We start from the raw sequence: 13,972 nt of genomic DNA on the forward strand, positions 1-13,972 counted from the left end.
CACCGGAGGCGCGGTGTGGCTGGCTTGGAGCCATGACGTTTTTGCCGCAGCAGGTGATCGCACGGAAACGGGACGGGCATGTGTTGTCGTCGGATGAGATCGCGGCGTTTGTGCGGGGAGCGACTGATGGGTCGTGGGCCGACTACCAGTTGAGTGCGATGCTCATGGCGATTTTTGTTCGCGGGATGACCACGGTGGAAACCGTGGCGTTGACCGATGCGATGATGAAGTCGGGCGTCGTCGCCGACCTGTCTTCGGTGAAGGCACCCAAGGTCGACAAGCACTCGACGGGTGGGGTCGGCGATAAAATCTCTATTCACCTCGCGCCGATGATCGCGGCGTGTGGAGTGGCCGTGCCGATGATCAGCGGACGCGGGCTGGGGCACACGGGTGGAACGCTGGACAAGCTGGAGGCGATCCCGGGATTTCGCGTGGGGCTCTCGCTGGAGGAATATCGCGAGCGCGTGGAGCGCGTGGGATGTGCACTCATCGGGCAGACCAAGGACCTGGCACCGGCGGACAAAAAACTTTATGCGTTGCGCGACGTTACAGCGACGGTCGAGTGCCTGCCGCTCATCTGTGCGTCGATCATGTGCAAAAAACTCGCCGAGGGCATCGATGCGCTCGTGCTCGATGTGAAATTTGGCGGCGGTGCGTTTATGAAAAAGAAAGAGGATGCGCGCGCCTTGGCGCAGGCGATGGTGGATATCGGCAACGCGATGGGGAAACCGACGCGCGCCCTGCTCACCGCAATGGATCAGCCGCTTGGGCGCGCGGTGGGCAATGCGCTCGAAGTGGCCGAGTGCGTGGAGTGTTTAAAAGGAAACGGGCCCGCGGATTTGATGGAGGTGACATATGCGCTGGGGGCGGAGATGTTGTGTCTCGCGAAAGTGGCCAAGGACGCGAAGGACGGAGAGACGCGGTTACGCGAGGTGGTCGCGAATGGCGCGGCGTTGAAGAAATTTTATGAGATTGTGGCAGCGCAGGGCGGAGGCGATTTGGACGCGATGCCGCGGGCGAAGTTTTTGAAGGAAGTGCGGGCGACGACAGGCGGCTACGTGCAGTCGGTCGACGCGATGACGGTGGCACTGGCGGCGCTGCGATTAGGCGCGGGTCGGGTGAAGGCCGAGGATGCGGTCGATCACGCGGTGGGCTTCACCGCACTCGTGAAAATCGGTGAACGTGTTGCGGCGGGTGATGTGCTCGCGGTGGTTCACGCAAACGACGAGGCGAAGCTGGCGGCCGCGCAGGCGGAGATCGCCAAGGCGGTCGTCATCGGCGACGCGGAGGTGTTGCCGGTTCAGTTGGTGGATTCGGTGGTGGGTTGACGCGGGATACGCGGGGTGTCCACGAGTATGCGGAGCTCGAGGTCGGTCGATCCCGGGCGTGGCGGGACCATGACGATCAGCGAGCGGGCGAAGGGCCAGGCCTCGCCGCTGCCCTGGTAGAGCAGGCGTCCGCCGGCCTGCGGATCGTTGATCGCTATCCCCAACGGGAACGTGCCGACCTGTAGTGGATTGTCAGATACGACCGAATAGGGGCGGGCGGGCGAAATGCCAGGAGCCACCTCGCCCTCGAACGACGCGACCTTGACCAGCAGGGGAACGCCGGTCGCGTTGAAGAAGCGCACGCTGCGCAGAGGGAAGGCTTTGAGTCCGTCGTCGACGGCGACGAGTTGAACCTGCGGGCCGGTTCCCGCGGCGGTGCTAAAGATCACGAGCGCCTTGGCGGCGGCTTCGGGCCAGGCGGTTTCGGCCACGGGGACGTAGGTTTTCTGGCGTGTTTCGGGATCGATGCGTTCGACGCCGAAGACGAGCGGCTTCGGGCCGCCGGTGAGTTTGATGGGCACGGAACGGCTGTTAGGGAGAAACGCCAGTTTCACGGGTGGTTTGCCGGCGGGCAGAAAGTAAAGCTGCTCCCAGAGCGGGGAGTCGATGGGCGCATACACGGTGAACACCAAGGCGGTGTCCGTGGCCGGCGGCTGGGCGGTCAGGGAAGCTCCGCACAGAATGAAGAGAGCGGAGACGAGAAGAATCAGATGTCGGACGCGGAGAGCCATCGGAAGGAGATGATTTTGAATTTACGGCCGAAGGGATAAGTGGCGGTGGAAGGGGCGATGACGTCGGCGATGGGGGCGGAGACGTTTTCGGCAAGATCGGGAAGGCGTTGCACCACGGCCTCGCACCAGGCGCGGCCATCGACGGCGGCCGTGATGGGATTCTGCGCGTCGCCGTAGGTGCGGATGACGAACGTGTCGGAACGCGCAGTCATGAACGGGGCGATGGCGCCGATCACATCGGATTGGATGAGGGCGCCCGGGGTGAAGCGGCGACCGACGGTGAATATGCCGGGGACGACCGCGTTGATCGAGGGGACGGCGGCGATGGCTTTGTCGATCACGCCGTCGTTGACGAACTCTGCGAGGGACACGTAGGGCCGCCCGTGCGCACGGATCTGGGCGACGATCTGCGTGGCGAGGTCGGTCACTTCCTGGGAGGTGAGTTGGCGCCCGCCGGTTTGGGACGGGTTTTGATTTCTTGCGGTCAGATTAGCGATGCCTCCGGTGATCAGCGGCGGCTTGGTGATTTGTTGCGCGCCGTGCGGCAGGCGGAAGAAGACGTTATCCAACGCGACACCGGTCGCCGTTGAGCCTGAATATTTCCAAGCGGCAAACTTGGAGCCCAGCACGGCGCGCCAGGCCTCGATGGACGTGGAGTTGATGTTGAAGGCGCCTTTCTGGAGGAAGTAACGGGCGGAGTTGGCGGACGCGCGGAGGTCGGCGAGCGGGATGACCGGAGTATTTTCGGGATGGTAGATCTCTGCGTAGCGATTGGGTAGCGGGAGGCCGTTTTCGGGCGTCCAGGTCGTGGCGAAGCGCGGCACGGTGGAGACATGATATTGGTCGAAAACGGTGTTGGCGGCGCCGCCCCAGATGTTGCCCGTGCCGTAGGATTTGGCGCCGATCACATGGGTGAGCATGGCGACCGAAGTGATCTCCTGGCGGGGGAGATCATAGTGCACATAGATGCCGCCGGTGCTGAATGTATTGGCGGTTCCGATACCGGACGTGTTGTTGCGGGGGTTGCCTGCGTTCCACGGAGCGGACCCGTTGTTATAAAACATGGTCTTCATGGACGGCAGGCGCGGATCGCCCGAGGCGTAGTTGGGATTGGTCACATCGCCCGTGAAGGCGGTGATGGAGTCCGCGAACTCGTAGCCGTAGCCGACGATATACCCGGCGGGACCGGGAGCGGGTCCGCCGGAGTTGGTGGTGCTGCCTGCGTTGTATTGGAGGGGAGCGCCCGAGAGGAGGTGAGGCGCGTAGGCGGAGAGGATGTCGCCGTTGACCTTGAGCACGGCGGTGAACGAAGTGCTCGCGACATAGTTCAACGTGACGATGGTGGCGGCGGGATCGACCGGTGCGCCGGGCACGACATCGTCGAAGATCGTGATGGTGGCGGGAGGCGTGGTGACGGGAGAAACCTGTGGCAGACTGCCGGTGCCGCGAAACACACGGATACGGCCCTCGCGCCACGGATTCGCGGGGTCGGAGGTGAGGGACGGGTCGAAGGAAGCGGTGAGCGTGGGGAGCGTGAGCGACGTGTCGGTGAGTCCGTCAGTCCTCACGGTGAAGGTGGGCAGGCCGCTGATCTCCAGCGTGAGCGGAGCGGCGGCGGAGAGGCGCAGGTGGGCGGAGTAGGGATTCCACAACTCGGCATCGATGACGTAGGCGTAGTGGACCTTGTTGTCGGTGCTGTTCAGGTAGAAATTGAGACGCACACCGACCTCGGTGAGCACGGGGCCGAGGGAGTAGGCGGGGTAGGTCGTGGCGGTGGGATCGGCGGCGGCGACCGGCGTGTAGTAGGCATCATAAACGCCCGAGGGTGCGCCCGCCAATGTGAAGCGGGCTTGTTGAAATTTGAGGACGGCGGGGTTGAGCGAGGCGGTGATATCCGAGAGATCTTTTTTGAGGCGTCCGGCGGTGAGGTCCGCGAGCACGGCGCGGCTGAGCGGGGTGATGTCGTGGAACCGGGCCTTCAGATCGACGGCGACCGGCGGGTTCGGCATCAGCAGGAGTTGCGACGAATTGCGGAGCTTGGACAAAGGGATGAGACCGCTGGTGTCGGGATCGAGCGTGGGGAAAATCTGCTCCAGCCGCGGACGGGTGAGCTGCATCTGGTCGAGGCGGGCGCGCTTGAGGGGCTCGGTGGTCCAGTTGTCGCCCTGACCGCTGCTGCCGGTTGCGTTGTCGTAGGCGATGGGGTTGGCGGCGAGCAGCGGGTTGACGAGGCTGGCACTGGCCTTGATACCCTCGTCGCCGATCCACCACGCGTAGTTGCCGATGGTCGTGGCGGCCGCGAGTCCGGGAACCGAACCGGCGGGTGCGATGACGGGCTTTTTTTCGAGGCGCACACGTTGTGCGGGGACCGAGACAGAATTGGAGCCGACGAGAAAGACGTAGCCGGAAGCGCCGTCCACCACCGGCTCGGTTCCGGTGGCGGGATCAAGGACGTTGGCGGGGGTTTTGGTAACGGGGGATGTCTCGTTGCCGCTGACCAGCCAGACGTCGGGAGTCGACGTGGCGTTGGTGGTTTTCCACAGACCGGTGAGGTAGGGCTGGAGGAGCGAGCCGGATGTGGTGATATCGGCGCGGGCGCTGACGACCTGATCGGGACCGGCGAACTTCTGGAGCTGGCCGAGCGCGAGATTGAGCGCCATGAGGGCGTTGGCGCGGGCGCCGGCCAGCTTCTGGCCATTGCCCGCAACTTCGGTTTCGACCCGCGTCAACGAGGCAAGCGACACCAGCAGCAGCACCAAAAACGCGAGCAGCGTGATGGTGATCAACAGGGCGAAGCCGCGCGTTGGCTTGAGTGGAGTCACGATGATCGGCGGGCGGACGCTTCAGGCGGGGCGATATCTGCAATGAGAGCGTCGTATTGCCGGTAGCCGTTCAGCCGGTCTCGGGCGGTGGCGCAGCGGTCGGACGGGGCCAAGCCGGTCTGCTCGGACAGGAAGAGCACGTAGGCAGCTACGTTCTGGGCGTAGCGGAGACGGGCCTCGTTGCTGATCGCGTAGAAGCGGGCGCGTTGCCGGTATCCGTCGGGAGAGTGGTCGCCAAGTGCGGATTTTTCAGCGCGGCCGTTTTTGGCGAGGACGTAGAGGAAGTTATACTCAAACCAGAACATGTGCTCGGGGCTTGGCGTGAGGGCGAGCAACGCGGCCTGGGTGCTTTCGGCCGTGGCAAAGATGTCGTGATCGTGTCCGGCTTCGGTCAGCGCATGGACGACAAAGCCGCGCGCCATACGGCGTTCGGTCTCATCTTCGCTGAAGCTGCTTTGCACCGCCAGTTCCAGGGTGAACGCATGCCAGTCGCGCCATAACGATTGATCCGCGGCGTCGGAGGAGGCGTGAAGGGCCCGACCCATTTCATAGGTGTAACGACCGCTGGTTTTGATCTCCAGGTTCACGCCGGTGACCTCGCCCATGACGCGGTAATTATCCGCCGATTTACCGGAGCCGGAATGAAACCCGATGCTGGTGCCAAAGGCGCGGCATACGTTCCACTGCCGTTCGATCAAGACGCGCAGGGCGGCGTTGTCGGCATAGGGGGAGTTTTTTTGGAAACCGAAAGCGGGGGCGATGAAGTGGATTTTGAGATCGAGGGCTTCGCACAGGGCCAGCATGACGGCGGTGGTTTCCGGCGTGGTGAGGCCTGGCAATTCGTCGATGGATAACTCGCGCAGGTAGGCCCGGCCTGCCGAGGTGGTGAACGCGGCGGCGCGGGCGGCGGTGTAGAGGGCGTCTCGCCGTTTCATCTTGGCGAGGGCGGGCCAGACCGTTTCCACGAGGTTGCGAAAGGTGGCTTCGTCGAGCTGCAAGCCGAGGCCGCCGACGCGGTTTCGCACCGTCTGCACGAGGGATGCATCGAGATCTTCCAGTCGGGCTCGCGAGCCTGCAGCCAGTTCGGGCGACAGGTCGAAGGTGATGTAGCTGGCGAGCAGGCAACCCCGCACCAGTTCGGGTTCACGAATGTCGAATTTTCCGCCGATGGGCTGATGGTCGGCGTTAAAACTCCAGGCGATGCGCCTGTGGTGAAAGCCGGTCTTGAGCTTGGAGAGGATGCAGCCGTGGCTCATGCCCTCGACGCTTTGTCCTTGGTGACCTTCGGGAACGTTGGTCCCTATGAAAGGAAACGGCACGGTGTCGAGACGTCCGTCGAGCATCGCATCCACGTCGTAAACCAGTTCGCGGGGGATGGAGTTTTGATTGGCGGTGAGACCGATGCCCAGCGCTCCCATCACCCACTCGACCGCGGGCCAGTGCAAGGTGGTGAAACGGGCGCCGACGCCAATCGAACGCCGGCCGAGCGCGCCACTCGCGGTTGGAAAAATACACGACTCCGGGTCGGCCTCGAGCACGAGGTTTTTTAACGTGAGCAAATTGGCGAACGTGGCCGGGAAAAACACTTCTTGTGCCGTGGACGCGATTCCTTCGGCCAGCACTGCGGTGGCGGAGATCCCGGGGAGGGCGGCAAGATGCCAGGCGCAGTCGCCGGTGCCGGCATCCTCGAGCAACGTCCATTCGCCGTGGACGGTGTCGAAGCGGCTTTTTTCGTGGCGGGTGAGCGTGTTCGCCGTGAGCACCTTTGCCTTCAAGGCGGGCCAATCGAGGCAGAAGTCCGGACTGATGCAGGGATTGTCCGCGATGCGTAGATTATGGCGGAGAAGGTGGGCGTTGATGGCGGAGCACATGAGGAACGAGAGGGGTCTGCGGCCTTGGCGGATCAGCCGATTTTTTTGAGCGCGGTGCATTTTACCGACAGCGCGCGACCGGTGAGTTTCACGCGGGCGGAGGTGAGCGGAAGCGACTGGCGGCGACCCTTGTGAACGAAGACGACGGATTGGAAGCGGTCGTGAAGCATGACTTGCACGGAGAGCGGCCCAAAGCCGGGCTGGTAGTTGTCGACCGTGAGCACCAGTGCACCGTCTTCGACGCGGGCGGTGAACGTGGCGGTGGTGCGTTTGCCCTTTTGGTAGGCGAAGCTCAGGCCGTCGTCGAAAGCGTAGGTCGAAGTGGCGGACGCGGAACTGTCGCGGCGCAGGAAGCAGTGGAGCTCGATTTTGCCGAGGTCGTTTTTCTGCGTGGTGCGTTCGCCGATCTGCATCGGCACGAGCGCGCCTTCGCGGAAATAGAGCGGAGTCTCGACGGGGCCGGCGGACGTTGCATGCGTGCGACCCCCATCGAGCCAGCGTCCGTCCTGCGCGGAGAACCAGCGGTGTGCGCCGGGGAGAACGACCTGGCGGTCACGGGTGTTTTCCTCGACGACGGGAGCCTGAAGGAGGTCGCGACCCACCATAAACTGGTCGCCAATCTTGGAGAGCGGGAGAGCCGCCGTGTCGGCGTAGTCGTAGAAGAGCGGACGGAGGATGGCCTCGCCGGTCTGCTCCTGCGCGATGAAGTTTTGGTAGAGATACGGGAGCAGTTTGTAGCGCAGCCGGATGTAGTGGCTGATGATTTTCAGCGCGGAGGCACCGAGCGCCCACGGCTCCTGCTGGCGGGAGTTCAGCATCGAGTGGTTGCGCAAAAACGGGAACAGGAACCCGGCCTTATACCACGCGACGGCGAGGGCGGGGTTGGTGTCGTCGGCAAAGCCGCAGACATCGGGGCCGTTGAACGGCTGGCCCGACAACGCGAGGCCGATGCTGAGCGGGATGCTGGTGCGCAGGTGGTGCCAGTTGGCGACGTTGTCGCCGGTCCAGACGGCGGTGTAGCGCGAGCTGGAGATGAAGGCGCTGCGGGCGAGCAGGAAGGGGCGTTCGTCGGGGCGCGCGGCGAGGAAGCCCTCGTGCGAGGCCTTGGCCATGCCAAGCGCGTATTGGTTATGGTAATACTCGTGCGGCTGGCGGCCGTGGTCGAAGAGCATGTCGTCGAGCTCGGCGTTGCCGACGGAAGGATCGTTCATATCGAGCCAGGCGCCGGCGACTCCGAGCCTGGCAAAGTCCTTCACGTGGGCGGCCCACCACGAGCGCGCCTCGGGGAGACTGAAGTCGGGGAAGTAGGTTTTGCCCGGCCAGACAAAACCGATGTAAGGCTGGCCGGCGGGATTGAGACAGAAGATTCCGGCCTTGAGTCCGCCGTCCTGCACGACGTAGCCGGGCTCGACCTTGACGCCCGGATCGAGGATGGGGATGACGCGGCGGCCTTTTTTGGCGAGGGCGGCGAGGGAGCTGCGCAACTGCGTGGAGTTGCCCCAGTGTTTCGCGTCAAAGGTGAAGACCTTGTAGCGGTCCATGTAGTCGATGTCCAACCACAGGCCGTCGGTGGGGATCCGGTGCTCGGTGAATTTGCGGTCGAGCGACTGGAGATCCTTCGCGCTGGCGTAGCCCCAGCGGCATTGATGATGACCGAGGGCCCAGAGCGGAGGAAGCGGAGTGCGGCCGACGAGTTGCTGGAGTTTGCGGGTGAGCTCGGGGAGCGACGGACCGACGATGATGTAGACGTCGGGTTCGCCGTCGGGCGCGCCGAGGTAAAACGAGCCGCGGTTGCGATCATCGGGGTTGTCGGCGGACCAGATGAACGACGAGGCGAGATCCATGAAGACCGCGCCGGGGTGGTTGACGAGGATGCCGAGGTAGTCGTTGCCCTGTTTCACGATGAGCCACGGGATGGCGACATACATCGGATTGGGATGGCCGTGGCGGATCTCGAAGATGGAAAAATCGGCCCAGAGGTCGGTGTTCCAGAACTTCACGCGCTGGCCGGATTTTTCGAGGCCCTTGTTGTGTTCGCCGAGGCCGTAGAATTCGAGGCCGGCCGTGTGGCGGAACTGGAGCATCCAGGCGGAGCCGCAGGTGCCGAAGGTGGCGCCGGGAAAGCCGGAAAGCAGGGAACGGCCGGTGGCGGATTCGGTGAGGCTGAGGCCGTTGTCCTTGGTGACGGCGACGCTGTGGCGGCTCTCGCCGGCGATGGTCGTGGCGAGCTCGGCCTGGCTGGGATTTTTCCAGGGCTTGGCGCCGCGCAGGCGCAAGCGGTGGACGTCGCCGCCGAGGTTTTCAACGGAGGCGGGACGGGCGGAGAAAACGAAATTGGCCGGGTGGCGGATTTTATTAAAATACATGGGGCGGTCAGATCAGCTGGCTGAGGTGGCGGGCGCCGGACTTGAGCTCGGCGATGTCGGCGATGCGGACGGGCTGGCCGGTGGCGAGGGCGCGGTTGGCGGCGGCACCGATGAGGAGGGACGCGGCGCCCTGTTCGTGGCCGGCGCCGCGGCGGAAAGGATCGGCCGGCGGATGGGCGGAGAAAATCTGCTCCTGGATGAGCGGGTCGCCGCCGCCGTGGGGCGCATCGACCTTGGGGATCGGCACGCGGCGGGGTGCCTCGAAGAGCGGGTGCAGCGTGAGCCGCGTGGGCTCGTCGCCGTGGGACTCGATCTTGATGTCGCGGTCGCCGGTGATGATGTGCGAGGCGTGTTCCTCGACGTATTCGATGCGGCCGGCGTCGCCGGTGATCGAAACCCGGAACCCTTCGCAGGGGCAGAAGGCGTTGAGCGAATAGCTGAGCATGGCGCCGGTGCGGTAGCGGACCATGACGCTCATTGTATCCTCAATATCGATACCTTCGCGAAATACGTTTTGATCGCGCAGGTAGCCGCTGTCGGCCTCGGCATCCAGGTAGAGGGCCTTGAGCGTGGGATCGCGTTGCAAGTCGAAGCGGAACGGATCGCCGGCCGCCTTGGGTTCTCCGGTGTAGCGAGGGTAGGCGGTGAGGGCTTCCTGTCCGCGGGCGACGGCGTTGTCCTTCCCGTAGAAAACGAGATCGCCCATGGCGAAGACGGTGTCGGGGATGGCGTCGATCCACCAGTTGACGAGGTCGAAGTGGTGCGTGGATTTGTGGACGAGGAGACCGCCGGAGTATTTTTTGTAACTGTGCCAGCGGCGGAAATAGTCGGCGCCATGGGACGTGTTGAGCATGTATTCGAAGTCTACGTGCTTCACTTTGCCGATGGCACCCTCGGCGATGAGCCTGCGCACCGTGGTGGCACCGATTCCCCAACGATAATTGAAGGTGGTGCGCACGGTGCGACCACTGCGGCGGACGGCGTCGGAGATCGCGGTGTAATTGTCCGCGCTGGTGGTGAGGGGCTTTTCAGAGATGACGTCGCAGCCGGCATCGAGAGCGCGGACGATATATTCGTGATGGGTGTAGTCGGGCGTGCAGACGATGACAGTGTCGGGCTTTTGCTCGGCGATCATGCGATCAAAGTCCGCGGCGGCGTAGGCGGGCGGTGGCGTTGTCCCGTAGGCGAGCGCGAGGCGTTGCTGATGCCAGGCGAGGCGGGTCGCGCTTATATCGCAGAGGCCGACGAGTTCGCAGGAGTCGCGGTAGGTGTCCGCGATCGGATCGAGGAACATCGGCGCGCGCCCGCCGGTGCCGACGAGCGCGTAGCGTTGTTTGGAAGAGGAAGAGGACGGGGACGATTGCATGGAAAAAGAGGGACGGATCAGGGCAGGGCGGCATGGACCGCGATGCCATCGATTGAGAACGTGCCGGTGGCGCCGACAGTGGTGGCGCCGCTCAGCACTTCCTGCGCGGAGAAGGTCAGCCAGCGTCCGCCGATGGCCTCGGTGGTGTCGGTCGTGAACGTGGTGGTGCGGAAATTAAGATTGGTCTGCGTGACGCTGGAGGTGCCGTCGCTGATGGTGACGGACCACTTGCGAGTCACCGGATCAATGGTCACCGCGAAGTCATAGGCGGTGCCCGCCGATGCGCTCAGGCCGGTGTCGACGTAGGTGTTGGGCCCGCTGTTGGCGGAACCGTTGAACACGCGCCAGGTGCCGCTGACGTTGGCGATCTGCCAGGTGGTGGAGCCGTCGGGACCGGCGGCACGGATGCGGTTTTCACAAAGGACGTAGCGGATGTTGGCGGGGAGCGTGTCGGCGCGAAAACGGAACGCGTAGTCGTAGGGGCTGGTGGTGACGGGAACGAAGTAACCGCGACCGACCGCGGCGTTGGACGAGGTCTTGCCGGATTGCGTGGTGACGGAAACGCCGAGACGTTGTCCGCCGTCGAGCGGCGTGGTGGCGGTGACGGTGCCCGTGGTGGTGGCCAAGGAACTCGCGGTGCGCCACGCGTAGGCCCAACCATCGCCGGTGGTGCCGAGGCTCGTGCCCGTGGTGAAGGACGTGCCGGACGTGTAGGTTTCGAAATCTTCGAGGACGAGCGTGCTGTTGTCCGCCACGGTCGGACTGGTCGCGGCGGAGATTGAAATCGGGCCGGTGGTGACGAGACCGTTGGTCGGATCGGTGCCGGGGCTGCGGATCAGGTTGGTGTGGCGAAGAACATTGCCGCGAACGATGAGACCGGTGACCGCGTAGGCGTGAATGCCGGAGACAGAGGTTTCCTCGATGAGGTTGTCCTCGAGCGTGATGTTGCTGTTGCCGGCGTAGTAGGGCGCGGTGTTGGTATCGCTGTGGAGGAAGACGCTGATGGCGCCCTGGGTGGGCACGCCGTTGGCCGAAAGGCTGATGTCCACGCCGATGTTGCGGATCTCGTTATCGCGGACGGTGACGTTGTTGACGTAGCCGGCCTCGCGCCACTGGCCGAGCTCGGGTCCGATGGAGACGGCGGCCTTGGTGAGACGCTCGAAGCGGTTGCGCTCGACGAGACCGTTGTTGGCCATGATGCGCAGGCCGCGGCCGCGATGGTCGTGGAAGTAACTATCGCGAACGATGAAGCCGGGGCAGTTGACCTGCGGAACGTCGAACCACTGGTTGACGGCGACAGGGGTGGACGGTGCGGCGGAGAGATTGACCTGATACGTGGTGATTCCACCAGTGCTGCCGACTACGCTGGTCGATGCGATGGTGCCGTTACTTAACACGTTGAAATTTCCGGCGGCGTGGAAACGCGCGGTGTCGCCGGCGATGATGGGACTGAGGAATCCGGAGGTGCCGGGATTGGTGAACTGGAAGCTGGTGGGCGAAAGAACGGTGGTGATCTTGAAGAAGTAGCCGTGGACGTTGAGAGAGTCGTCGCCTTGGCGGGAGATGTCGCAGTTCTCGATGAGCGGCCCGACGCGGCACTGGACGAAGTTCATGGCGTCGGCGTTCGTCGAGAACAGGCGTGGCTGGGTGGCGCCGACGGGCTTCGGACCGGGGCGCAAGGCGACGCGGCGGAACGTGACGAGACCCTGGCCGTAGCGACCGGCGAAACCGAGCGTGGGCGAACTGAGAATCGTGAAATCCTCGAAGGTGACGGGACCAAGGTTGTTGCGGATCTCGACGGCGTTGGTGGCGTCGGCCTCGCGACGGTCGAGCACGAGCAGATCGCCGATGGCGAGCGAAGCGGGCCAGTTGGGGCCGGTCTTGGTCAGCGTGCCGGTGCGAGGGGTGATGATGCCGAGCGTGGGCTTGTAGAAATCGTAGGCGGCGGGATGACGGTTTCCGTTGGGCCTGAATAAATGCGTGGGCGGAGTGGAGCCGAAGTCGGTCGCGATGTCGGGATAGCCGTCGTGGACGGTGAAGTTGATGACGGTGGACGTGACGCCGGTGATGGTGGCCTGCGTGAACGGCAGCGGATCGTAGTCGATGTTAAGGCCGCGGATGACGAGGTTGTTGCCGCCGCTTACGTAGAGCGTGATGCGCTTGCGAATGGTGGTCAGCAACGTGGCGCCGGTGCCGTCGATCTCGAGGTTGTTGGCGTTGGTGATGTTGATCTGGCTGGAGATCGGGTGAATGCCGGAAGGCAGGACGACCAGCGGGCGTCCGGCGCTGACGGCGCCGGTGATCAACGACGTGACGGATGGAACGGCCGTGGTGCTGGTCGGGTTGATCGCAACGGGCGCGGCGGGCGAAACCACCGTGGCGGGCGCACCGGTCCAGAACGGCACGGGCGTGTAAGTGGCGTTGCCGCCCAAGGAGCCCGACGTGGTGACGGTTTTGGATTCCATGTAGCGGCGCCAGGGCGGCGTGCTCCACGACGGCGTCCACGAAGAGACCTGGGTGGCGGTGCCGGCGGCGCTGGCGTCGAAGCGGATTTGCACGACGCCGTTGTTCCACGCGCGGACGTTCGTGAGGGTGCTCTGCGTGTTATCGGCGAGCCAGAGGCCCCAGCCAAGGTTGTCGTGAACCTTGACGTTGGTCGCGCTCATCACGGCGTCGTTGATGTTGGCGATGCCGTTGTCGTTGGCCCAGAACCGGCCACCGTTGATGGTGCAGTTGATCGTTTCGTGGGCGGAAAAGCCTTCGTCGAGGTTGTTGAAACCGGCGATGTTTTCGAAGACGAGATTCGTGCCGGCACCGTGGAGATTGAAGCCGTCGTTCTTGCTGCCGGTGGCGAGAAGGTTGCGGTAGACGTGATGGGAAGCGTTGTTGAGCGACACGACGTAACTGCGTGCGGAAATCTCCCAGCCCAGCGGCGAGGTGCCCGAGGTGAGTTCGAGGGTTTTGCCGTCTGCGCGGAGGAAGACGGGGCCGATGAAGTTGCCGGTGGCCTGGTCTTGAAGAATACGGCGACCTTGCGAAGTGATGACAACGGGCGTGGTCGCGAAGGTGGCGGGCAACGTGTGAATCCAGACACCGCCGCTTTGAGTGAACACCAGCGGGTCGAAGCCGGTGACAGTCTCGCCATTGCCTTCGACGATGATCGGAGCCGTCGCGGTGCCGGAGGTGGTGAGTGTGAGTGCTTCGCGGTAGGGGCCGCTGCCCTTGGCGAGAATGATGGTGTCGCCGGCGACCGCGGCGGACGTGGCTGAGGCGAGCGTGGTGTAAGGTGCGCCGCCGCGTTGATCGACGAGCAGGTCACGGGCGTGGGTTGAGGAAGAGGCGAGCAAAGCCGTCAACGAGACGGCCGCGAAGAAAACGGAAGGGGTAAATCCGGATTTCATGAGTGGGGTAGGGAGGTGCTAATGCAGAAAAGTCGAGAAGACCGAGGGCAGGCTCTTGTCGGAGTCTGACCGAAAAGAGGTGAATGA

At 64.0% G+C, this 13,972-nt stretch carries 7 protein-coding genes; 1 reads left to right on the plus strand and 6 read right to left on the minus strand.

Annotation, left to right across the window (positions count from 1 at the left end; all coding sequences use genetic code 11):
• Positions 1 to 32: 32 nt before the first annotated feature.
• Positions 33 to 1,328 carry a thymidine phosphorylase gene (locus FPL22_RS11735; RefSeq protein WP_144230563.1) on the plus strand — a complete coding sequence of 432 codons (1,296 nt, stop codon included), beginning with the start codon at positions 33 to 35 and terminating at the stop codon, positions 1,326 to 1,328.
• Here the strand turns inward: FPL22_RS11735 and FPL22_RS11740 are convergent.
• Genes FPL22_RS11740 through FPL22_RS11765 form a run of 6 tightly spaced genes read right to left on the minus strand, consistent with a single transcriptional unit; the run spans position 1,301 to position 13,885 of the window.
• Positions 1,301 to 2,059 (minus strand): hypothetical protein, encoded by a 759-nt coding sequence (locus FPL22_RS11740; RefSeq protein ID WP_144230564.1) that lies wholly within the window; start codon positions 2,057 to 2,059, stop codon positions 1,301 to 1,303. The two genes, FPL22_RS11735 and FPL22_RS11740, sit on opposite strands and share 28 nt — an antisense overlap.
• Positions 2,035 to 4,881 (minus strand): hypothetical protein, encoded by a 2,847-nt coding sequence (locus tag FPL22_RS11745; RefSeq protein ID WP_144230565.1) that lies wholly within the window; start codon positions 4,879 to 4,881, stop codon positions 2,035 to 2,037. The genes FPL22_RS11740 and FPL22_RS11745 overlap by 25 nt, the downstream gene beginning before the upstream one ends.
• On the minus strand, positions 4,878 to 6,752 hold the full coding sequence (locus FPL22_RS11750; RefSeq protein ID WP_144230566.1) for a tagaturonate epimerase family protein: 1,875 nt from the start codon (positions 6,750 to 6,752) through the stop codon (positions 4,878 to 4,880). Before FPL22_RS11750 ends, FPL22_RS11745 begins: the two co-directional genes overlap by 4 nt.
• Positions 6,753 to 6,784: 32 nt before the next feature.
• Positions 6,785 to 9,118 (minus strand): glycoside hydrolase family 31 protein, encoded by a 2,334-nt coding sequence (locus FPL22_RS11755; protein WP_144230568.1) that lies wholly within the window; start codon positions 9,116 to 9,118, stop codon positions 6,785 to 6,787.
• A 7-nt stretch (positions 9,119 to 9,125) separates the two neighbouring features.
• Entirely contained in the window at positions 9,126 to 10,484 is a 1,359-nt protein-coding gene (locus FPL22_RS11760) for a Gfo/Idh/MocA family oxidoreductase (protein ID WP_144230570.1), read from the minus strand.
• A gap of 17 nt (positions 10,485 to 10,501) precedes the next feature.
• On the minus strand, positions 10,502 to 13,885 hold the full coding sequence (locus FPL22_RS11765) for a hypothetical protein (protein ID WP_144230571.1): 3,384 nt from the start codon (positions 13,883 to 13,885) through the stop codon (positions 10,502 to 10,504).
• Between the last annotated feature and the right edge of the window lie 87 nt (positions 13,886 to 13,972).

It is taken from the genome of Rariglobus hedericola (assembly GCF_007559335.1).
GTDB lineage: Bacteria > Verrucomicrobiota > Verrucomicrobiia > Opitutales > Opitutaceae > Rariglobus > Rariglobus hedericola.

Coding starts and splice junctions, on each gene's coding strand:
- FPL22_RS11735 (WP_144230563.1), top strand. CDS start 33: ATGACGTTTTTGCCGCAGCAGGTGATCGCACGGAAACGGGACGGGCAT.
- FPL22_RS11740 (WP_144230564.1), bottom strand. CDS start 2,059: ATGGCTCTCCGCGTCCGACATCTGATTCTTCTCGTCTCCGCTCTCTTC.
- FPL22_RS11750 (WP_144230566.1), bottom strand. CDS start 6,752: ATGTGCTCCGCCATCAACGCCCACCTTCTCCGCCATAATCTACGCATC.
- FPL22_RS11755 (WP_144230568.1), bottom strand. CDS start 9,118: ATGTATTTTAATAAAATCCGCCACCCGGCCAATTTCGTTTTCTCCGCC.
- FPL22_RS11760 (WP_144230570.1), bottom strand. CDS start 10,484: ATGCAATCGTCCCCGTCCTCTTCCTCTTCCAAACAACGCTACGCGCTC.
- FPL22_RS11765 (WP_144230571.1), bottom strand. CDS start 13,885: ATGAAATCCGGATTTACCCCTTCCGTTTTCTTCGCGGCCGTCTCGTTG.